Below are 19,080 nucleotides of genomic sequence, written 5' to 3'. Positions count from 1 at the left end.
CCAGGCCTCAGCGAATACGGGAGAGGTCCGCCGCCCCGATGAGCCCGGCGTTGGGTCCCAGTGCGGCCAACTCGATGTCCGCCGCCGGCCGGAACCCGCGCCCGGTCAGGTTCCTGGCAAAGGCCTTGCGCGCCGGTTCCACCAAGAGGTCCCCGGCTGAACACAGGCCGCCGCCAATTACGAACAGTCCCGGATCCAGGGCCGCCGCGAGGTTCGCCAGCCCCAGCCCCAGCCATTCGCCCACTTCGTCGAGCAGTTCGCGCGATGCGCCGTCCCCGCGCAGAGCCAACTCCGTGACGGTGGCTCCGGTGATAGTCTCGGCCCGACCTGCCACTGCGGCCAGGAGATCCTGTGCTACCGGGGAGTTGGCCGCAGCCAGTACCCTGGCCTCCCGTCCCAGCGCGTTTCCCGAGGCGTACTGTTCCCAGCAGCCCCGGTTGCCGCACTCGCAGCGGTGTCCCCCGGGCATGATGACCTGGTGGCCAAACTCACCCGCAACGCCATAACGCCCACGCTCGAGGCGCCCGTCCATGACCATGGCGCCGCCGATGCCCGTGCCCAGAGTGATGCACACCAGGCGGCTCTCGCCCCGGCCAGCGCCGAAACGCCATTCCGCCCATGCCGCGGCATCGGCATCATTGACAAGAAAAACCGGGCGGCGCAGCAGCTGTTGGAGGTTGTCGCGGAGGGGCTCGTTGCGCCAGGCGAGGTGCGGACTGAACAGCACCGTGCCGCCGTCGATATCCATCCAGCCAGCCGCGCCTATGCCCACGGAACGGATCCGGCGGCCGCGGCCCAGCTCTTCCACCAGCTCCACGATCACCCTTTCCACCGCCCGCGGATCGCTGCCGGGGGTGCTGCGCCGCGCTTCGCTCAGGATCCTGCCGTCCGGGTCCACCACACCTGCGGCCACCTTGGTACCGCCGATGTCGATCCCGATCGCCAGTCCGCGGCGGGCAGGACGCAGCCGGCCCTGAAAGCCTCCGCTGCGCAGCCGGGGAGGGCGGGAAGCACGCAGCTTCCGCCAGGGCGTGCTGGTGTTCAGGAGACCGGTGGACGCACCGGCAGGCGCAGCGTACATAGTGCCCCATTCTAGGACCGGCGGTCCTTCCGGATGTGACTGGTGTTGATCGTGTCAAATGGACGGGGATTGACGACTAAGTTACTCGCCAGTAACTTTAGGTACTGCACAGCCCGCAGGAGCCGTACTAGTCTTTAGGCATGCCCCTGCTTGGGCCACGGATATCAAAGGAGCTATAGTGCGCGAATTCAGTGTTCCGCCCCTGGTTGTTGTTCCCCCGGAAACCAACATCACCGACCTGGTTCTGCGACAGGCGGGCAAGGCCAGCAACCCGGCGCTGTTCTCGCGGCTCGATCCGGCCGGCGCCTGGCAGGACATCTCCGCCACCGACTTCCTGGCCGACGTCAGCGCCCTGGCCAAAGGCCTGATCGCCAGCGGAGTGGGCGCCGGCGACCGGGTGGGCATCATGTCGCGCACCCGGTATGAATGGGCGCTCGTGGACTTCTCCATCTGGTTCGCCGGTGCAGTGTCCGTGCCCATCTATGAAACCTCGTCCCCATCCCAGGTCGCCTGGAACCTTGGCGACTCCGGAGCCGTCGCGGCTTTCGGCGAGGCAGCACACCATGAGGACATCATCCGGCAGGCAGTAGCCAACGAGGGCCTCACGGACCTCCGACACGTCTGGCAACTGGAGGGGGCCGGCCTGGATTCCCTGCGGGAGGCAGGCCGAGGCGTGACCGATGAGGAGCTCGAGGCCCGCCGCTCGGCCGCAGGCCTGCAGGATCTGGCCACTATTATCTACACCTCCGGAACCACCGGCCGGCCCAAGGGCTGCGAACTGACCCATGGCAACTTCGTGGAATTGTCGGAGAACGCCCTTGGCATCATCGGGGACATCGTCCACGAAGGCGCCAAGACCATCATGTTCCTGCCTCTGGCCCACGTCTTCGCACGTTTTATCTCGGTACTGGCCATGGCAGCAGGAACCACGGTGGCGCACACGCCGGACATCAAGAACCTCCTGGGCGACCTGCAGAGCTATAGCCCCACTTTCATCCTCGCCGTGCCCCGCGTGTTCGAAAAGGTCTACAACTCAGCGCTGACCAAGGCCGAGGACGGCGGCAAGGGCGCCATCTTCCACAAGGCCGCTGACACCGCGATTGCCTTCTCCAAAGCACGGCAGGACGGACACGTGGGACTGGGCCTGAAACTCAAGCACGCCCTCTTCGACAAGCTGGTCTACGGCAAGCTGCGGGCAGCGATGGGCGGCAACGTCTCGCATGCGGTCTCCGGCGGCGGTCCGCTCGGCGAACGCCTGGGCCACTTCTTCCAGGGCATCGGGCTGCAGGTGCTGGAAGGCTACGGCCTGACGGAAACCACCGCGCCGGTCTCGGTTAATACGCCTGCCAGGATCAAGATCGGTTCGGTCGGCAAGCCGCTGCCCGGCAACGCCGTCCGGATCGCCGGGGACGGCGAAATCCTCGCCAGGGGCGTCAGCGTGATGCGCGGCTATTACAAGCGCCCGGACCTCACCGACGAAACGTTCGACGACGGCTGGTTCCGTACCGGGGACATCGGCAGGCTCGATGACGACGGGTTCGTCTGGATCACCGGCCGCAAGAAGGAAATTATCGTGACGGCCGGCGGCAAAAACGTCATTCCGGCGCTGCTCGAGGACCAGATCCGGGCCGACGCCCTGGTGTCGCAGGTACTGGTGGTCGGCGATAACCGCCCGTTCATCGGCGCCCTGGTCACCTTGGATCCGGAGGCCCTGCCGGGCTGGCTGCAGCGCCACAGCCTGCCCGGTGACATGACGCTGGAGCAGGCGGCCCAGAACCCGGTGGTCAAGGCGGCTGTCCAGGACATCATCACCGCAGCCAACGCCTCCGTGTCCCAGGCTGAAGCCATCAAGTCCTTCCGGATCGTGCCCGCGGACTTCACGGAAGCGTCTGGCCACCTCACCCCGTCCATGAAGGTCAAGCGAGCACAAGTGATGAAGGACTTTGAGGGCGTCATCGAGGATATGTACAGCGCCAAGCGCCCTGACACCAACTAGAAACAGGAACGCGGGGTCGCTCTCCGCCGGATAACGCACTGTTATTCGGCGGAGAGCGACCCCGCTTCGCTTTAAGGGTTACTCGATGACCAGGAGCAGGTCCCCGCCCTGCACCTGCTCCACCGCAGAAATGGCGAGGCGTGCCACCTTGCCGCCCACCGGCGTCGTGATGGATGCTTCCATCTTCATCGCCTCGATGGTGGCGATGGTGTCTCCGGCGTTGACGGTGTCGCCCACCTTGACGGTGACCGTAACGGCGCCCGCGAAGGGGGCCGCAACGTGGCCCGGCTGGGCGGGATCGGCCTTCTCGGCGGCCTTGACGTTGCTGACCACCGACCGGTCACGGACCACCACGGGGCGTGACTGGCCGTTCAGGGTGCACATGACGGTGCGCATGCCCTTCTCATCCGGCTCGGAGACCGCTTCCAGGGACGCGATCAGGCGGACGCCCCGCTCCAGCTGGATCTCGTGCTCCTGACCCCGCTGGAGGCCGTACAGGTAATCACGGGTGTCCAGCACCGAGATGTTGCCGTACGTTTCCACGCTCTTGAGGTAGTCCTTGGTGGGACCGTCGAAGAGCAGCCGGTTCAGCGTCTGCTGGCGGGTCTTCGAATCGGCCTTCAGCGCGGCGCTGTCCTCGGAGCTGAGCTCCACGTCGCGGACCTTCACGCTCCGGCCCTGCAGGGCCTTGGTGCGGAAGGGTTCCGGCCAGCCGCCGGGAGGGTCGCCCAGCTCGCCGGAGAGGAACCCGATCACCGAGTCGGGGATGTCGTAGTTCTGCGGGTTGGCTTCGAAGTCCGCGGGATCCGCGTTCAGGCCCACCAGGTGCAGGGCGAGGTCACCCACCACCTTGGACGACGGCGTGACCTTCACCAGGTGGCCCAGGATACGGTCCGCGGCGGTGTACATGTCCTCGATGGCTTCGAAGCGCTCCCCCAGTCCCAGCGCCATGGCCTGCTGCCGCAGGTTGGACAGCTGGCCACCCGGGATTTCGTGCTTGTACACGCGGCCGGTGGGTCCGGGCAGCCCGGACTCGAACGGCGCGTACACGCGGCGCACGGCTTCCCAATACGGTTCCAGGGAGCTGACAGCGTCCAGGCTCAGGCCGGTGTCCCGCGGGGTGTGGGCCAGGGCAGCAACCAATGCGGAGGCCGACGGCTGGCTGGTGGTACCGGCCAGAGATGCGGAAGCAACATCCACCGCATCCACGCCGGCATCCACGGCAGCGAGCAGGGTGGCCAGCTGGCCGCCCGCGGTGTCGTGCGTGTGCAGGTGGACGGGGAGATCGAAGCGTTCACGCAGTGCGGACACCAGCCTGGCTGCGGCAGCAGGCCGAAGCAGCCCGGCCATGTCCTTGATGGCAAGGATGTGGGCGCCGGCGTCGACAATCCGCTGGGCCAGCTCCAAGTAGTAGTCCAGCGTGTACAGCTTCTCAGCCGGGTCCAGCATGTCGCCGGTGTAGCACAGCGCCACCTCAGCGAGGGCGGTACCCGTGGCACGGACAGCGCGGATGGCGGGGGCCATCTGGTTGACGTCGTTGAGCGCGTCGAAGATCCGGAAGATGTCGATGCCGGTGGCGGCGGCCTCGTTCACGAAGGCTTCCGTAACCTCTTCGGGGTAGGGCGTGTAGCCCACGGTATTGCGGCCTCGCAGCAGCATCTGCAGGCAGACGTTGGGCATGGCCTGACGCAGGGCCGCGAGGCGGTCCCACGGATCCTCGCCCAGGAAGCGCAGTGCAACGTCGTAGGTGGCGCCGCCCCAGGCCTCCACGGACAGCAGCTCCGGCATCAGGGCGCTGACGGCGGGACCTGCAGCCACGAGGTCGCGGGTCCGCACCCGGGTGGCCAGGAGCGACTGGTGCGCGTCGCGGAAGGTGGTGTCCGTGACGGCGACGGCGGTCTGCTCCCGCAGCGCCCGGGCAAATCCTTCGGGGCCAAGCTCCAGGAGCCGCTGCCGGGAACCTGCGGCCGCGGGCCGGTCCTTGACGTTGGGCAGTTTGTCCGCGGGGTTCGACTGGACCGTCAGTTCGCCGTTGGGCTTGTTAACGGTGACATCGGCCAGCCAGGTGAGAAGCTTGGTGCCGCGGTCCGCCGACACCCTGGCCTTGAGCAGCTGGGGACGCTCGTCGATGAAGTTGGTGGCGACGTCTCCGGCGATGAAGTCGGGGTCGTCGAGCACCGCCTGCAGGAATGAGATGTTAGTGGACACGCCGCGGATGCGGAACTCGGCGAGGGCACGCCGGGCACGTGCCACGGCGGCGGGATAGTCCCGGCCGCGGCAGGTCAGCTTGACCAGCATGGAGTCGAAGTGGGGGCTGATTTCGGCACCCGAGTACACGGTGCCGCCGTCGAGCCGGACGCCCGCGCCACCGGCAGAGCGGTAGCCGGTGATCTTCCCGACGTCGGGCCGGAAGCCGTTGGCGGGATCCTCGGTGGTGATGCGGCTCTGCAGGGCCGCGCCGCGCAGCTTTACGGTCTCCTGGGAGAGTCCGAGGTCCGCGAGGGTCTCGCCGGAGGCAATGCGCATCTGGGCCTGCACCAGGTCCACGTCCGTGACTTCTTCGGTGACGGTGTGCTCCACCTGGATGCGCGGGTTCATTTCGATGAAGACGTGCTGGCCCGCGCGCTCACCCACGGTGTCCACGAGGAACTCGACCGTGCCGGCGTTCACGTAGTTCAATGCCTTCGCGAACTTGACCGCGTCCCGGTACAGGGCCTGCCGGATACCCTCATCCAGGTTGGGTGCGGGGGCTATTTCGATGACCTTCTGGTGGCGGCGCTGGATGGAGCAGTCGCGCTCAAAGAGGTGCATGACGTTGCCCTCTGCATCCGCCAGGATCTGTACCTCGATGTGGCGGGGGCGCAGGACGGCCTGCTCCAGGAACATGGTGGGATCACCAAAGGCAGCGTCCGCCTCACGCATGGCGGACTGGAGTGCCTCCGGGAGTGCTTCACGGGTGTCAACCCGGCGCATGCCGCGGCCGCCGCCGCCGGCCACGGCCTTGGCGAAGACGGGGAATCCGATCTCGTCCGCGGCAGCCACGAGTTCGTCGAGGTCCTTGGACGGAGCGCTGGACTTGAGGACGGGTACCCCGGCGTCCCGTGCTGCCTTCAGTGCCGCAACTTTGTTGCCGGCGAGTTCAAGCACCTCTGCAGGCGGCCCCACGAACGTGATGCCCGCTTCCTTGGCCGCTCGTGCCAGGTCGGGGTTTTCCGAGAGGAAGCCGTACCCGGGGTAGATTGCATCAGCCCCGGATTCCTTGGCCACCCGGATGACCTCGGCCACATCCAGGTAAGCCCGGACGGGGTGGCCTTCCTCACCGATGAGGTACGCCTCATCCGCCTTCTGCCGGTGAATGGAGTTCCTGTCCTCTTGGGGGAACACGGCAACGGTCTTTGCGCCCAGCTCGTAGCCGGCGCGGAAGGCCCTGATCGCGATTTCGCCGCGGTTGGCCACCAGAACTTTGGAAAACATACTTCTCCTGCATCATTGCGGGGTGGAACGGGTGGTCACAGTGTCTAGGACCTCCAAGGGCAAACACAAATCTTTGTGTCAGCCATCACAAATTTCCCCGTCATCTCCAGAACAGCGGCAGCCCGGACCGCAGACGGGCGCCCGCTGGAGCAGCACCTGCACGCGTCCCCGGTGCCATGCCGGAGCCCGCCCAAGGCGGGTTTCCCCGGCGCATCAACATATGATGGGTGGGGCGGCAGCGCCGTCCGGCTTCGGCACCGCCGGAGCAAACACTACCCCGAACACGGCATCCGGCGTTAGGTTTTGGTCTCTCAAGTGCAAGTAGTCAGCATCAGCAGCCTCAAGGGTGGAGTCGGCAAGACTTCCGTCACCACAGGACTGGCGTCTGCGGCGCTGGCCGCGGGAATCAGCACGCTGGTGGTGGACCTGGATCCGCACGCGGACGCCACCACCGCGCTCGGCGTCCAGCCCGGTGGCCAGCTGGATATCGGCCGCATGCTCAAGAACCCCCGCAAGGCGAAGCTCGCAGACAACGTGGTGGGCAGTAGCTGGACTTCCCACCGGAACGGACACGGACCCGCCGTCCTCGATGTCGCCGTCGGCTCCGCTTTCACCGGGATCTACGACCGGCCGGACCTGGGCCGGCGCGACCTCCGCCGGCTTTCTGCGGTGCTCGCCGGCGCAGGGAGCTACGACCTGGTCCTCGTTGACTGCCCGCCTTCCCTCAACGGGCTCACCCGCATGGCCTGGTCGGCCAGCGATAAAGTTGCCCTGGTGGCCGAGCCCGGCCTGTTTTCCGTGGCGGGAACCGAGCGGACCATGCGTGCCATCCAACTGTTCCGCCAGGAGTTCGCCCCCAACCTGTCCCCCGCCGGCATCGTCGCCAACAGGGTGAGGACCGGGTCATCCGAACACACATACCGGCTCGCGGAAATGGAGGCAATGTTCGGGGACCTGCTCCTGGACCCCCGAATCCCGGAGCAGGCCAACTGGCAGCAGATCCAGGGCGCCGCCCATCCTGTCCACCACTGGCCGGGCGAGTCGGCCAAGACGGCGGCGGCGCTTTTCGACCAGTTGCTGGCAAACGTCATGGCTGCCGGCGGCCTCCGCCCCCGGACCCGGTAGCCAGGCGCGCCGGCCGGAGCGCCTGGCTGCCCCAACGGGCGAAGGCCGCCCTCCTGATGGAGGGCGGCCTTCGCCGTTTCAGTCCTGGTTCGGGCCTAGCTGATTTTGCGAGCCGCCCGGCGCTTGCTGAGTTCATCGTCGGGGAAGGATTGCTCGGCTGCATGCTCGCTGGGCAGGGAGGCGAGGCTGCCTTCCACCTCACGCCACACCCGGCCGACAGCAATCCCGAACACGCCCTGGCCACCCTGGACCAGATCGATAACTTCGTCTGCGGAGGTGCATTCGTACACGCTGGCACCATCGCTCATCAGGGTGATCTGCGCGAGGTCCTCTACGCCGCGCTCCCGGAGGTGTTCCACCGCGGAGCGGATCTGCTGGAGCGAAACCCCGGTGTCCAGGAGCCGCTTGACCACTTTGAGGACCAGGATGTCGCGGAACCCGTAGAGCCGCTGCGAACCCGAACCGGCTGCGCCGCGGACCGCGGGCTCGACCAGTCCGGTGCGGGCCCAGTAATCGAGTTGGCGGTACGTAATGCCAGCCGCCTTGCAGGCAGTGGGGCCCCGGTAGCCGGCGTCCTCGTCCAAGACGGGAAGGTCTTCCGTGAACAGTAGGCCCTGGGCACCACTCGCGGGCACAGCAACACCGCCTGTGGGCTGCTTCAGCCCGCCTGCTTCGCCTTTGGGACTCACGGGGATCCTCCTTGTCCTAAGCTCCCGGGGATCAATTGCAACAGCCTGTCCGGCCCGAAGACCATGCGTGTAATTTTCGCGGGGCGCACTTTCCAGTGTGACTTGCGCGGCTGCCGTAAGCAATGGGAACTTGATACTTCGACGTTAGGGCCGGCCGGGCTCCAGGTCAAAGACCTTGGCGGCTTCGTTGTGGCGTGTCGAAACTTTCAGGCTGAACTTTAACCTTAACGTGACCTTAGCCGTCGAAATCTTCCGGCTCAACGTCGTCCAGGAACTCGCGGAACCGCCGCAGTTCCCGTTCTTCATCCACGGTGGGGCTGGGCTGGGCATCCTCGCCCTCATCGTGCTCCGTGATCCTCACACCGGCCTCTTCCATCACCGAGTCCGCACACCAGATCCGGCACTTTGCCCGGAGCGCCACGGCCAGGGCGTCGGACGCACGGGAGCTGACCGTGGTGCCGTTCTCAAACTGCAGCTGCCCGTAAAAGATGTTGTCCTCCACGGCCACGATGTTGACGCTGACCACCGAGTGGCCGAGCGACTCCACTACATCCACCAGGAGGTCGTGGGTCATGGGCCGCGGCGGGACCACGCCCTGCTGTGCCAGTGCGATGGCGCTGGCCTCGGGCGTGCCGATCCAGATGGGAACATGCCGTTCGCCGTGCAGCTCCCGGAGGAGGACCAGCGGCTGGTTGGACGGCAGTTCGATCCGGACGCCAACAATCTCGACTTCAATCATCAGATGTCCATGCGTGAGATGTGGTCCTGCACCAGGGCGCGGTGCAGGGTGAGGCAAAGGTCGCTGATTTCGCGGGCGGCCTCGGCAGCCCGCGCCTGGGAGGCGGAGTCCTTCCGGGACGCCAAGGGCGCCACGACGCGTTCCACCAGGCCGAACTCCCGCTCCGCGGCAGCCTGGAAGGGCCGCAGGTGGCGGGGTTCGAGGCCGTGGCTCTCCAGCTGCACGCAGGCGCGGGCAACCTGGAGGGCGTGCTCGTCGAATTTGCCGTTGGTGTGGCTGATGAGGCCAAAGCTAAGCAGCGACTGCAGCAGCGGAACGCTGGCGCCGGACTCAGCGCGCAGCTGCTCTTCAGAGAGTTTCCGGCCGCGGTTCTGCAGTTCTGCGGCGAGCTCGTCAGAGACGATCCGTGGGGAAACCACGACACCGGGCGGCAGGTTTTCGGGGCGGTCTCCCCTGTCGATGGCATCAAGGTAGTCCTTGATGACTTTCAGCGGGAGATACTGGTCGCGCTGCAGGGCCAGGACGAAACGCAACCGTTCGACGTCGCTCTCGGCGTACTGGCGGTACCCGGCCGGGGTGCGCCGCGGGTTGATCAATCCTTTTTCCTCAAGGAACCGGATCTTGGACGCGGTCATGCCGGGAAAGTCTCCGCTGAGCTGGGCGAGGACTTCCCCGATGTTCAGGACCTGGGGTGCCCGGCGGTCCGGTTGTGCCATTGCCACAGGCAGCGGTCCCCGGATCAGCTGCGGCCCGCGCCGGCAGGGCTGAGGTAGAAGGTGAGGCGGAACTTGCCGATCTGCACCTCGCTGCCGGACTTCAGCTCCACGGAGTCCACGCGGTCGTGGTTGACGTAGGTCCCATTGAGGCTGTTCATGTCCACTACCTCGAACCCGCGGGCAGTGCGGCGGAACTCGACGTGGCGCCGCGAGACGGTGACATCGTCGAGGAAGATGTCCGCGTCCGGGTGGCGGCCGGCCGTAGTGACGTCCGAGTCCAGCAGGAAGCGAGCTCCGGCGTTGGGGCCGCTGTGCGCCACCAGCAGTGCGGAGCCGGCAGGGAGCGCCTCAACGGAACTGCGTTCCTCGACGGACAGCTTGGGAGCAATGGTGGGTTCTTCCCGAACCGGGGTGAGGTGGATGGAAGTGGTCTCCGACGCCCCGGCCGCACCCGTGCCGTGTTCCCCGTCGGCAGGGTTGTGTGTGTGGCCAGCCATGGATTCCTCCTCTTCCCGCCGCGGCACCGGGCCACGGCAACAATTACACTCCGGGCCTGCGCCGCAGGCCCGCTTCCGGCACCCGGCCGCGGCGGTGACGTGCGAAAACGTACTGCCGTGGCCGTGGGCCGGACCGGAATTACCGGTTAGCTTTAGCCTACCTGCTGTTCGTACTCGGATGCACTGAGCAGCGAGTCCACAGCGTCCGGCTCGGCCAGTTTGATCTCGATGAGCCAGCCGTCGCCGTACGGGTCCGAGTTGATGAGGGCAGAATCGGTGTCCAGCGACTCGTTGCGTGCCACCACTTCGCCGCTCACCGGGGCATAGATGTCACTGACGCTCTTGGTGGACTCGACCTCGCCGACAACGTCATTGGCCGTGACCGTTGTCCCGACTTCCGGCATCTGGGCGTAGACCACGTCGCCCAGGGCATCCTGCGCGAAGTCGGTAATACCCACACGGACCACACCGTCGGCATTGGGAGCAGTGACCCACTCGTGTTCGGCGGTGTAGGACAGGTCTTCGGGAATGTTGCTCATCAGGGGCCTTTCATCGGGGTCGAACACCAATGTCAACGGGGCCACGAAAACTGGCCGCCGCTGAAAGTATAGGCACAACTGCCGGGACGCCTGCCCGCGTTTCTGCCAAGATGGGAGCCATGAGCTTACGCACCGTTGCAGGCCTTCCCGGCCCGGCCAGGTAACGCCCATGCCGGAACTTCCCGAGGTGGCCGGGCTGGCGCGCTACCTGGACGAACAGTTGCGGGGAACCGTCCTGGCAAAACTACAGGTTGTTTCCTTTGCTGTGCTCAAGACCGTCGATCCGCCCTACAGCGACCTGGAGGGCCGGGCGGTGACCGGTGTCCGGCGCTTCGGCAAGTTCATCTGTATAGATGCCGGCGGGGTTTCGCTGGTCTTCCATCTGGCCCGCGCAGGCTGGCTCCGTTTCACCGACTCCCCCACGGACCGGCCCCTCCGGATGGGCAAGGGCAACATCGCCGCCCGGCTGGCCTTCACGGGCCCGGACGGGCGGCGCGGTTTCGACCTTACCGAAGCCGGCACCAAGAAAAGCCTCGCCCTGTATGTGGTGCGTGACCCGCAGGACGTGCCCGGCATCGCTGCGCTGGGCCCGGATCCGTTCACGGAAGCGTTCGACGCCGCCATGCTGGCTGAGATCCTTGGCGGCAGTCCGCAGCAAATCAAGGGCCTCCTGCGCAGCCAGAGCGTCATCGCCGGGATCGGGAACGCCTACAGCGACGAGATCCTGCATGCGGCCCGGATCTCACCGTTTGCGCCGGCAAAGTCGCTGGACCGCGCCACCGTCCAGGTCCTCTACGATGCCATCCACAGCGTGCTGGGCGACGCCCTGGCAGAGACAGCGGGGAAACCGCCGCAGGACCTGAAGGACGTTAAGCGCAGCCATCTGCGCGTGCACGGACGCACCGGCGAGCCCTGTCCGGTGTGCGGGGATACCGTCCGCGAGGTGTCGTTCGCCGATTCGGCCTTGCAGTACTGCCCCACCTGCCAAACCCACGGCAAGATCCTGGCAGACCGCAGAACGTCGAAATTCCTCAAATAGGCCACCGCCGCAAACAGCGCCACCGGGAGGGCACGAAAAAGCGGAAGCGCCGGAGTTGATCTCCGGCGCTTCCGCTTTTTCGGTCGGGCTGACAGGATTTGAACCTGCGACCCCTTGACCCCCAGTCAAGTGCGCTACCAAGCTGCGCTACAGCCCGTTAGTTCCGCCGTTCTCCGCTGCGCGTGAACCCGGATTTCTCCATGGTTTCCACCAGCAGTCCGGCCGAACCACCTAGAAGAGCTTACACGATTCCAGAGGGTGCTCGTGACACTTTCCGGGAATCAGTGGCGCGGTGTGTCGCAATTAACGCTTCTTGCCGCGCTTTTCCCGAACACGCATGCTGACCTCGATGGGCGTGCCCTGGAAGCCGAATGTTTCGCGCAGCCGTCGGGTGATGAAACGGCGGTAGCCGGGGTCCAGGAACCCGGTGGTGAACAGCACGAACTTCGGAGGCCGGCTGGACGCCTGGGTGCCGAACAGGATGCGGGGCTGCTTGCCGCCGCGGACCGGGTGCGGATGGGCTGCGACGAGTTCGCCGAGGAAGGCGTTGAGGCGTCCGGTGGGGATGCGCTTGTCCCAGTTCTCCAGGGCCAGGTCCAGTGCGGGAACCAGGCGGTCCTTGTGCCAGCCGGTCTTGGCCGAGATGTTTACCCGGGGGGCCCATTCCACGTGGGCCAGGTCCTGTTCGATTTCACGCTCCAGGTAGCGGCGTCGCTCGTCGTCCAGCAGGTCCCACTTGTTGAACGCCAGCACCAGGGCGCGGCCGGATTCAATAGCCAGCTGGAGGATGCGCACATCCTGTTCGCTGAGGACCTCGTCCACTGCGAGGAGTACGACGGCGACTTCCGCCTTTTCGAGCGCGGCCTGCGTCCGCAGGGAGGCATAAAAGTCTGCGCCCTGGGCCATGTGCTGCCGCCGGCGGATACCTGCGGTATCCACGAAGCGCCAGGTGCGGCCGCCGAGCTCGATGAATTCGTCAACGGGGTCGCGGGTGGTTCCTGCTGTGTTGTCCACCACCACCCGCTCGGATCCTGCCAGCTTGTTCAGCAGCGAGGATTTGCCCACGTTGGGGCGGCCGATCAGGGCGATGCGGCGCGGGCCGCCGGAACGCTCCACTCCCTCGATGGTGGAGAACTCCGGCAGCACGTCCATGACGTGGTCCAGGAGGTCCGCCACGCCACGGCCGTGCAGGGCCGAGACCGGGTAGGGCTCACCGAAGCCCAGCCCCCAGAGTGTGGCCGAGTCCGCTTCCTGGGCGAAGTCGTCCACCTTGTTGGCGACCATAATGACCGGCTTCTTGCTGCGGCGCAGCATCTTCATGACGCCTTCATCCGTCGCGGTGGCGCCCACGGCGGAGTCCACCACGAAGAGCACGGCGTCTGCGAGTTCCACGGCCATCTCGGCCTGTTCGGCCACGCGCGCGTGGATGCCGCGGGCGTCGTGCTCCCAGCCGCCGGTGTCCACCAGCGTGAAGTTACGCCCGTTCCAGTTCGCCGAATACATGACGCGGTCACGGGTGACGCCGGGGGTGTCCTCCACCACGGCCTCGCGGCGGCCCAGGATGCGGTTGACCAGCGTGGACTTACCCACGTTTGGCCGGCCGATGATGGCGAGGACTGGGTCAAGCTTGACCGGGCCGTCGAAGTCCTCGTCGCCGTACTCCCCGCTCAGCAGCGCGGCGTCTTCCTCGTCAAGGTCGTAGTCCTCCAGGCCCGCCCGGAGCGAGGCCGCGCGGAGCTCCGCCTCGTCGTCGTCGATTGCCGCCAGCCGTTCGGCCACCTGGTCCGTGCCCGCGGGCGTGTATTCGTCTTCCCCGGCGCCGTAGTGGCCGGGAGTCTGCGTGGTATCGCTCATTGCACTGTCCTTAGTGGTCATCTGCCGGCGTCCCGGCTACTGCTGCTACATCTTGCGGATCATTGGATACGGGCAACCGCTGCCCGCTGAGTTCAATGGCGTCCTGGACATGCCCGGCCAGTGCAGCGCGGATCTCCTGCGCCGCCCTGTCCATTGAAGCACGGCCGCTTTCGCCTGCATGGGCGGCGAGGGTCAGCGCCCTGCCGAAGTTCACGTGGAGCCGGCGGCCCGGACGCGGCACGCTGTCCAGGTGTTCGCTGCCCTGGCGGGTACCAAGGATTGCGACGGGAACCACGGGCGCGCCCGTCTGGAGGGCAAGCCACGCCACCCCGCCGTTGATTCCGGAGGCGTCACCGCTCCCCCGGGTCCCTTCGGGAAGAATGCCCACGCACCGGCCGGCGTCGAGCACGTTCCTGCAGCGCTGCAGCGCTGCCCGGCCGCCCCGGCGGTCCACCGGAAGCTGGCCGGCTGCGGTGAGCACGCCGCCCAGGAAGACGCGGAACATCTCCTGTTTGACCAGGATATGCATAGGCCGCGGCGCGGCTCCGAACATGACAGGACCGTCCAGGAAGCTGATGTGGTTTCCGGCGAAGATCACCGGACCGCCCGTGGGCACGTTGGACCTGCCGGCGACGGTGGTCCGGTACACCAGGTTGTCCAGGATCCAGCCCACCGGCCGGCTCCATGCCATGGTCCACGTTCCGGGGAGGCCGGCCGCGCGGTCAGTCACGGTTGAGGACCTTGGTGACGATCACCAGGGCCGCGTCCACGGTCTGGTCGAAGTCGAGGTCCGAGGAGTCGAGGGTCACCACACCGTCCGCGGCCTGGGTGAAGTTCACCACCGTTGAATCCTTAGCGTCCCGGTGGGTGACCTGCGCCGCGAGTTCCGCCGCGTTCTGCGTTCCGCCCAACTGGATGCCGCGCCGGCGCAGGCGGGCTTCCTCGCTTGCGGTCAGCAGCATGCGCACCTCTGCGCCGGGCGCGACGACGGTGGTGATGTCCCTGCCTTCAACCACCATGCGGCGGTGGTGCTTTTCGATCTGTTCCCGCTGGCGCCGGATCAGCTCAGTCCGGGCGCCGAGGGTCGTGGCCACCGCACTGACAGCGGCCGAGATGGCCGGTTCCCTGATGGCGTCGGTGACATCCACGCCGCCCACGCGGACGTATTCCTCCTGGGGAGTCGTGCTCTGGTCCAGCACGAAGTCCCGCGAGGCCTGTTCCACGGCGGCGCCGTCTTCGAGGTCGATACCGTTGGAAAGGCAGTACCAGGTCAGGGCGCGGTACATGGCGCCGGTGTCCAGGTAGGCGAGGCGCAGCCTCCGGGCCACTTCCTTGCTCACGCTGGACTTGCCGGAGCCGGAAGGACCGTCAATGGCGACCACCAGGGGCCGGCCAATGCGCAAAGCGGGCATGGTGTCGAGAACTTCCTGTGTCATTACTGCAGTACCCGCCATCCGCGGTCGTTGAGGGCTTCAATCAGGTGGTCGTGCTTGTTCGGCAGGACGGAAATTTCCACCATGCCGACGTTCTGGCCGGCCGAGTGGTCCAGCCGGAGGTCCTCGAGGTTCACGCCGATTTCACCGATCTCCGTGAGGAGGCGCGCGATCTGGCCGGGCTTGTCGTCCACCAGGACCGTGAGCCACGCATACGCCTGCGGGGGCCCGCCGTGCTTGCCCGGGATCCGGGCCTGGCCGGCATTGCCTTCGCTGATCAGCTGGGCAAGGTCCAGGCGGGCTCCGGGGGCGGTGGGGTCCTCGAGGGTGTTGATCAGGCGATTGAGGTCCTCGCGCACGCCGTAAAGGATCTCGACGATCTTTCCGGCGTTGCCCCCGAGAATCTGGACCCACAGCGTGGGGTCGCTGGCAGCGATCCGGGTCACGTCCCGCAGGCCGTTGCCGGCGAGGGACAGCGCGTGCAGGGGGGTCCCCTGCAACCGGCTGGCCAGGAGCGAGGACATGACCTGCGGCAGGTGGGATACCAGGGCCACGGCTTCGTCGTGCTCCTCAGGTGTGAACTGGGAGACGACGGCGCCGAGGTCCATCGCGAGCGACCGTGCGGTCTGCAGCGCCTCGGGAGAGGTCTCCGGACCGGGGCACAGCACCCACGGCATGGAGGTGAACAGTTCCCCGCGGGCAGCGACCGGGCCGGATTTCTCGCGGCCGGCCATGGGGTGGGTCCCCACGTACCGGGTCAGGTCAGCCTCCATGCCCTGCAGGTCCGCCAGGATCTCCGCCTTGACGCTGGCGATGTCCACCACCACCGCGGCGGGATAGTCCGCCAGGGCACCGGCGACCACGTCAGCAGTGACATCCGGCGGGGCCGCCACGACGACCAATTGCGGCATGGCGTCGCCTATTTCGGCCAGCGGCCGGCCTGCGCCGATGTCCACCGCCACCGCCTGGTTGGTGGGCGACGGGTCTGACAGGAAGACCGGGATTGCCCGGCCACGCAGGCCCAGCCCGATGCTGGTTCCGAGCAGGCCCGTACCAAGGACCACAACCGGACCGTCCAGGTGGCCGCGGCCGGCGCTGTGGAAGGCGGCCATGCCTCAGAGACCTACTGCTGCCAGCAGGTGGCCGACTTCCTGCTTGCCCAGGTTGCGGATGCTGCCTTGGCGCTGGTCGCCCAGCCCAATGGGCCCCACCTTGACGCGGACCAGGCGCTGGACGGGGAAGCCGACGGCGTCGAACATGCGCCGGACGATGCGGTTCTTTCCGGAATGCAGCACCACCTCGATGAGCACGTGCCCGGGAGTGGAGTCCACCAGCCGGAATGAGTCGACGGCGGCCACGCCGTCTTCAAGCTCGACGCCGGCCTTCAGCTGTGCGCCGACGCCGTGCGGGAAGGGTCCGCGGACCTGGACCAGGTACGTCTTGGGCACCTCATACGAAGGATGCGTCAGGCGGTTGGCGAGTTCGCCGTCGTTCGTCAGGAGCAGGAGACCTTCGGTGGCGACGTCAAGGCGCCCCACGTGGAAGAGCCGCTCGCCCTTGTTCTTGTTGTTCTTCAGGAAGTCGCTGATGCACGGGCGGCCGTCCGGGTCCTCCATGGTGGACACCACGCCCTTCGGCTTGTTGAAGACCATGTACACCAGGTTCTCGTCGAGCTGGATGCGCAGGCCGTCAACGTGGATGACCGCCGTCTTGGGATCGATGCGCACGCCGAGCTCGGTGACAACCTGGCCATCGACCTCAACGCGGCCCTCAGCGATCATCTCCTCGCAGACGCGACGGGAAGCAACGCCGGCGGAGGCCATGACCTTCTGCAGGCGCACGCCGTCGGCGTCATGCAGTTCGGACTGGGGAACGTCGCCGCGGGGGCCCTTCCTGCGCGAAGGCCGGCGGACGGGGCCCAGGTTCTGGCCGAAACGCTCGCTGCCGAACGCCTTGGAGGCAGCGGCGCCGGGGGCTCCGGTGCGAGGCTTGGCCTTTGGGGCGCCGGGCGTGCCGGGGGCCTTTTTCGAGCCCGGCTTACGGGTGGCAGGCTTGCGCGACGCCGGCTTGGCAGCACGGGCGCCGGCCCCACGGTCCTGCTGGTCCCCGGCGAGGTCCGGGTCCACGAAGCGTTCTTCGCGTGGCTTCTGGGCCCGTTGCGGCCGGCCGCTGCCGAACCCTGAACCCCGGTTGGCGCCGCCGAAGCTGCCGCCCTTGGAACCGCTGCGCTGTGGTGAGCGTTCGGAGTTGTTGCGCCCCGAACCGTTACGTGGTGAACCCTGGCGTCCCGCCTGTGTCATGACCCGTCCTTCAATGTTTTGGCCAGCAAAGATGTCCACAGACAACCCTAGCCAGCACTGCAGAAATAATCTGCCCTGATAAAAATCTTTCGCAGCCGGGGTCTCCCCGCCTACATGCGTTCGTCGTCATAGAACTCGGCGATCCCGTCCAGCCCCGGGAGATGGGGGGAGAGCTGCGGCAGTTCCGCCACAGAACCGATCCCCATCCGTTCGAGGAAATAGGAGGTGGTGCGGTAGAGGATGGCACCGGACTCCGGATCTGTCCCTGCGTCCTCGATCAGCCCGCGCTGGGCAAGTGTCCTGACGACAGAGTCCACGTTGACTCCGCGAATTGCAGACACCCTGGCCCGCGATACGGGCTGGCGGTACGCAATGACCGCGAGTGTTTCCAAGGCAGCCTGCGTTAGCCTGGCAGTCTGCCCCTCCAACACGTACTTACCCACGATGTCGGCGAACTCCGTCCGGGAGTAGATCCGCCAGCCGCCAGCGATATTCCGCAATTCAAAACCCCGGGGGCTGGAGCCGAAACCAGCGGTGCTGGCGTTCTCCATGTCCGGGGCGTTAACAGTATACCCGTTATACTCGCGCTCCAGTTCTGCCAGCAGGCCGCGGACAGTGTCCACGGTCAGGCCCAGTCCCGCGGCCAGCTCCTCCTCCGTGGCCGGCTGGTCCACCACCATGAGGACGGCTTCCAATGCAGCCCTGGCTCCGCCCGGCAGGCCGGCCAGGTCCTGGTGTTCCTGGTGTTCGCGCTGGTCCGTGCCGCTCATGGCTGCTCCTCGTACTCTTCGCTGACGTTTTCCGCCGTCCAGTCCCGGTCCCCCGCCGCCCAGTGCACGGTGAGGTCCGCCAGCGGGGACAGCTGGTCGAAGGACACCGCGGTATCGCGGAACAGCTCCAGCAGTGCCAGGAAGCGGGCCACCACCACCAGCGTGGATTCGGCGTCCGCTATCAGGGAACGGAACGGCTGCGGCGATTCACGCTGCAGGCGCAGGCCCAGCAGCGCGGCCTGCTCGCGCACGCTGACTGCGCTGCCGTGAAGGTGGGCGATGCCCACTTCGGTGGGCGCAGCGGGTTTAGGCCGGAGTGCGCTTTCGGCCAGCCGGGCGAACTGTTCCGGCGTGTGCTTCCAGACAAGCTCCGGCAGCATGGCGGCAAAGTGTTCCTCGAGTGCCACCTGCCGGGGAAAGCGGCGCGCCTCCCGGTGGAGGGTGTCATCCAGGATGGCGGCCACCTGCTTGAAGGCTTTGTACTGCAGCAGCCTGGCGAACAGGAGGTCGCGGGCCTCAAGCAGTGCGATGTCCTCGTCATCAACCGCTTCGCCGGACGGCAGCAGCCGCGCGGCCTTCAGGTCCAGCAGCGTGGCGGCGATGACCAGGAATTCGCTGGCTTCATCCAGCGCCCATTCCTCCCCGAGCTCCTGGAGCTTACGGATGTACTTGATGAACTCGTCGGTAACGGTGGCGATGGCCACCTCGGTGATGTCCAGCTGGTGCTTGGCGATCAGGCCCAGGAGGAGGTCGAACGGGCCGGTGAAGTTGGCCAGTCGTACCTCAAAACCCGGCTTGGTATCTGCTTTGGCCTCTGCCACGGGATTG

The 19,080-nt window shown here is 66.7% G+C and carries 17 protein-coding genes and 1 tRNA gene; 3 read left to right on the top strand and 15 right to left on the bottom strand.

Annotated features, from left to right (window positions below; translation table 11 throughout):
- Positions 1 to 7: 7 nt before the first annotated feature.
- Positions 8 to 1,081: an ROK family glucokinase gene (locus tag ACFWIX_RS15465; RefSeq protein ID WP_377217019.1), complete on the bottom strand. Its 1,074-nt coding sequence runs from the start codon at positions 1,079 to 1,081 to the stop codon at positions 8 to 10.
- A 178-nt stretch (positions 1,082 to 1,259) separates the two neighbouring features.
- Between ACFWIX_RS15465 and ACFWIX_RS15460 the strand changes: the two genes are divergently transcribed.
- Positions 1,260 to 3,077 (top strand): AMP-dependent synthetase/ligase, encoded by a 1,818-nt coding sequence (locus ACFWIX_RS15460; protein WP_377217018.1) that lies wholly within the window; start codon positions 1,260 to 1,262, stop codon positions 3,075 to 3,077.
- 78 nt (positions 3,078 to 3,155) lie between these two features.
- Here the strand turns inward: ACFWIX_RS15460 and ACFWIX_RS15455 are convergent, their stop codons facing one another.
- The gene (locus tag ACFWIX_RS15455) at positions 3,156 to 6,551 is read right to left on the bottom strand and encodes a pyruvate carboxylase (RefSeq protein WP_377217017.1); all 3,396 of its coding nucleotides are present in this window, start codon (positions 6,549 to 6,551) and stop codon (positions 3,156 to 3,158) included.
- Positions 6,552 to 6,866: 315 nt separating this feature from the next.
- Between ACFWIX_RS15455 and ACFWIX_RS15450 the strand changes: the two genes are divergently transcribed.
- Positions 6,867 to 7,676 carry a ParA family protein gene (locus ACFWIX_RS15450; protein ID WP_377217016.1) on the top strand — a complete coding sequence of 270 codons (810 nt, stop codon included), beginning with the start codon at positions 6,867 to 6,869 and terminating at the stop codon, positions 7,674 to 7,676.
- Between the two features lie 95 nt (positions 7,677 to 7,771).
- On the opposite strand, the gene ACFWIX_RS15445 is transcribed toward ACFWIX_RS15450, so the two are convergent.
- The 5 genes from ACFWIX_RS15445 to gcvH form a co-directional block, all read right to left on the bottom strand.
- Positions 7,772 to 8,365, bottom strand: coding sequence for a MerR family transcriptional regulator (locus ACFWIX_RS15445; RefSeq protein WP_377217015.1), 594 nt, complete (start codon positions 8,363 to 8,365; stop codon positions 7,772 to 7,774).
- 235 nt (positions 8,366 to 8,600) lie between these two features.
- Entirely contained in the window at positions 8,601 to 9,104 is a 504-nt protein-coding gene (locus ACFWIX_RS15440) for a bifunctional nuclease family protein (protein WP_377217014.1), read from the bottom strand.
- Complete coding sequence (locus tag ACFWIX_RS15435; RefSeq protein ID WP_377217013.1) at positions 9,104 to 9,820, bottom strand: MerR family transcriptional regulator; 717 nt, start codon at positions 9,818 to 9,820, stop codon at positions 9,104 to 9,106. Before ACFWIX_RS15435 ends, ACFWIX_RS15440 begins: the two co-directional genes overlap by 1 nt.
- A gap of 23 nt (positions 9,821 to 9,843) precedes the next feature.
- A complete protein-coding gene (locus tag ACFWIX_RS15430; protein WP_377217012.1) occupies positions 9,844 to 10,317 on the bottom strand; it encodes an FHA domain-containing protein in 474 nt (157 codons plus the stop codon).
- 152 nt (positions 10,318 to 10,469) lie between these two features.
- Entirely contained in the window at positions 10,470 to 10,856 is a 387-nt protein-coding gene (gene gcvH / locus ACFWIX_RS15425) for a glycine cleavage system protein GcvH (RefSeq protein WP_377217011.1), read from the bottom strand.
- 169 nt (positions 10,857 to 11,025) lie between these two features.
- Between gcvH and ACFWIX_RS15420 the strand changes: the two genes are divergently transcribed.
- A complete protein-coding gene (locus tag ACFWIX_RS15420) occupies positions 11,026 to 11,895 on the top strand; it encodes an Fpg/Nei family DNA glycosylase (RefSeq protein ID WP_377217010.1) in 870 nt (289 codons plus the stop codon).
- A gap of 83 nt (positions 11,896 to 11,978) precedes the next feature.
- Here the strand turns inward: ACFWIX_RS15420 and ACFWIX_RS15415 are convergent.
- The 8 genes from ACFWIX_RS15415 to ACFWIX_RS15380 form a co-directional block, all read right to left on the bottom strand.
- Positions 11,979 to 12,052: transfer RNA gene (locus ACFWIX_RS15415), tRNA-Pro, on the bottom strand.
- A 146-nt stretch (positions 12,053 to 12,198) separates the two neighbouring features.
- The gene (gene der / locus ACFWIX_RS15410; protein WP_377217009.1) at positions 12,199 to 13,749 is read right to left on the bottom strand and encodes a ribosome biogenesis GTPase Der; all 1,551 of its coding nucleotides are present in this window, start codon (positions 13,747 to 13,749) and stop codon (positions 12,199 to 12,201) included.
- Positions 13,750 to 13,759: 10 nt separating this feature from the next.
- Positions 13,760 to 14,440 (bottom strand): lysophospholipid acyltransferase family protein, encoded by a 681-nt coding sequence (locus ACFWIX_RS15405; protein ID WP_377217063.1) that lies wholly within the window; start codon positions 14,438 to 14,440, stop codon positions 13,760 to 13,762.
- Between the two features lie 31 nt (positions 14,441 to 14,471).
- Positions 14,472 to 15,185, bottom strand: coding sequence for a (d)CMP kinase (gene cmk / locus ACFWIX_RS15400; RefSeq protein WP_377217008.1), 714 nt, complete (start codon positions 15,183 to 15,185; stop codon positions 14,472 to 14,474).
- The gene (locus tag ACFWIX_RS15395; RefSeq protein ID WP_377217007.1) at positions 15,185 to 16,294 is read right to left on the bottom strand and encodes a prephenate dehydrogenase; all 1,110 of its coding nucleotides are present in this window, start codon (positions 16,292 to 16,294) and stop codon (positions 15,185 to 15,187) included. Before ACFWIX_RS15395 ends, cmk begins: the two co-directional genes overlap by 1 nt.
- 3 nt (positions 16,295 to 16,297) lie before the next feature.
- A complete protein-coding gene (locus ACFWIX_RS15390; protein WP_377217006.1) occupies positions 16,298 to 17,482 on the bottom strand; it encodes a pseudouridine synthase in 1,185 nt (394 codons plus the stop codon).
- A gap of 110 nt (positions 17,483 to 17,592) precedes the next feature.
- The gene (locus ACFWIX_RS15385) at positions 17,593 to 18,252 is read right to left on the bottom strand and encodes an SMC-Scp complex subunit ScpB (RefSeq protein WP_377217005.1); all 660 of its coding nucleotides are present in this window, start codon (positions 18,250 to 18,252) and stop codon (positions 17,593 to 17,595) included.
- Positions 18,249 to 19,073: a segregation and condensation protein A gene (locus ACFWIX_RS15380; RefSeq protein WP_377217004.1), complete on the bottom strand. Its 825-nt coding sequence runs from the start codon at positions 19,071 to 19,073 to the stop codon at positions 18,249 to 18,251. The genes ACFWIX_RS15385 and ACFWIX_RS15380 overlap by 4 nt, the downstream gene beginning before the upstream one ends.
- Between the last annotated feature and the right edge of the window lie 7 nt (positions 19,074 to 19,080).

Source organism: Pseudarthrobacter sp. NPDC058362, assembly GCF_042723515.1.
Classification (GTDB): Bacteria; Actinomycetota; Actinomycetes; order Actinomycetales; family Micrococcaceae; genus Arthrobacter.
Note: the sequence above shows the minus strand (reverse complement) of the source record. Positions and strands in the feature narration are given on the sequence as shown.

Bases quoted from the DNA above. Each gene is read 5' to 3' on its own strand.
- ACFWIX_RS15465 (WP_377217019.1), bottom strand. From the start codon at position 1,081: ATGTACGCTGCGCCTGCCGGTGCGTCCACCGGTCTCCTGAACACCAGC.
- ACFWIX_RS15455 (WP_377217017.1), bottom strand. From the start codon at position 6,551: ATGTTTTCCAAAGTTCTGGTGGCCAACCGCGGCGAAATCGCGATCAGG.
- ACFWIX_RS15440 (WP_377217014.1), bottom strand. From the start codon at position 9,104: ATGATTGAAGTCGAGATTGTTGGCGTCCGGATCGAACTGCCGTCCAAC.
- ACFWIX_RS15435 (WP_377217013.1), bottom strand. From the start codon at position 9,820: ATGGCACAACCGGACCGCCGGGCACCCCAGGTCCTGAACATCGGGGAA.
- ACFWIX_RS15430 (WP_377217012.1), bottom strand. From the start codon at position 10,317: ATGGCTGGCCACACACACAACCCTGCCGACGGGGAACACGGCACGGGT.
- gcvH (WP_377217011.1), bottom strand. From the start codon at position 10,856: ATGAGCAACATTCCCGAAGACCTGTCCTACACCGCCGAACACGAGTGG.
- ACFWIX_RS15420 (WP_377217010.1), top strand. From the start codon at position 11,026: ATGCCGGAACTTCCCGAGGTGGCCGGGCTGGCGCGCTACCTGGACGAA.
- der (WP_377217009.1), bottom strand. From the start codon at position 13,749: ATGAGCGATACCACGCAGACTCCCGGCCACTACGGCGCCGGGGAAGAC.
- ACFWIX_RS15405 (WP_377217063.1), bottom strand. From the start codon at position 14,440: ATGGCATGGAGCCGGCCGGTGGGCTGGATCCTGGACAACCTGGTGTAC.
- cmk (WP_377217008.1), bottom strand. From the start codon at position 15,185: ATGACACAGGAAGTTCTCGACACCATGCCCGCTTTGCGCATTGGCCGG.
- ACFWIX_RS15395 (WP_377217007.1), bottom strand. From the start codon at position 16,294: ATGGCCGCCTTCCACAGCGCCGGCCGCGGCCACCTGGACGGTCCGGTT.
- ACFWIX_RS15390 (WP_377217006.1), bottom strand. From the start codon at position 17,482: ATGACACAGGCGGGACGCCAGGGTTCACCACGTAACGGTTCGGGGCGC.
- ACFWIX_RS15385 (WP_377217005.1), bottom strand. From the start codon at position 18,252: ATGAGCGGCACGGACCAGCGCGAACACCAGGAACACCAGGACCTGGCC.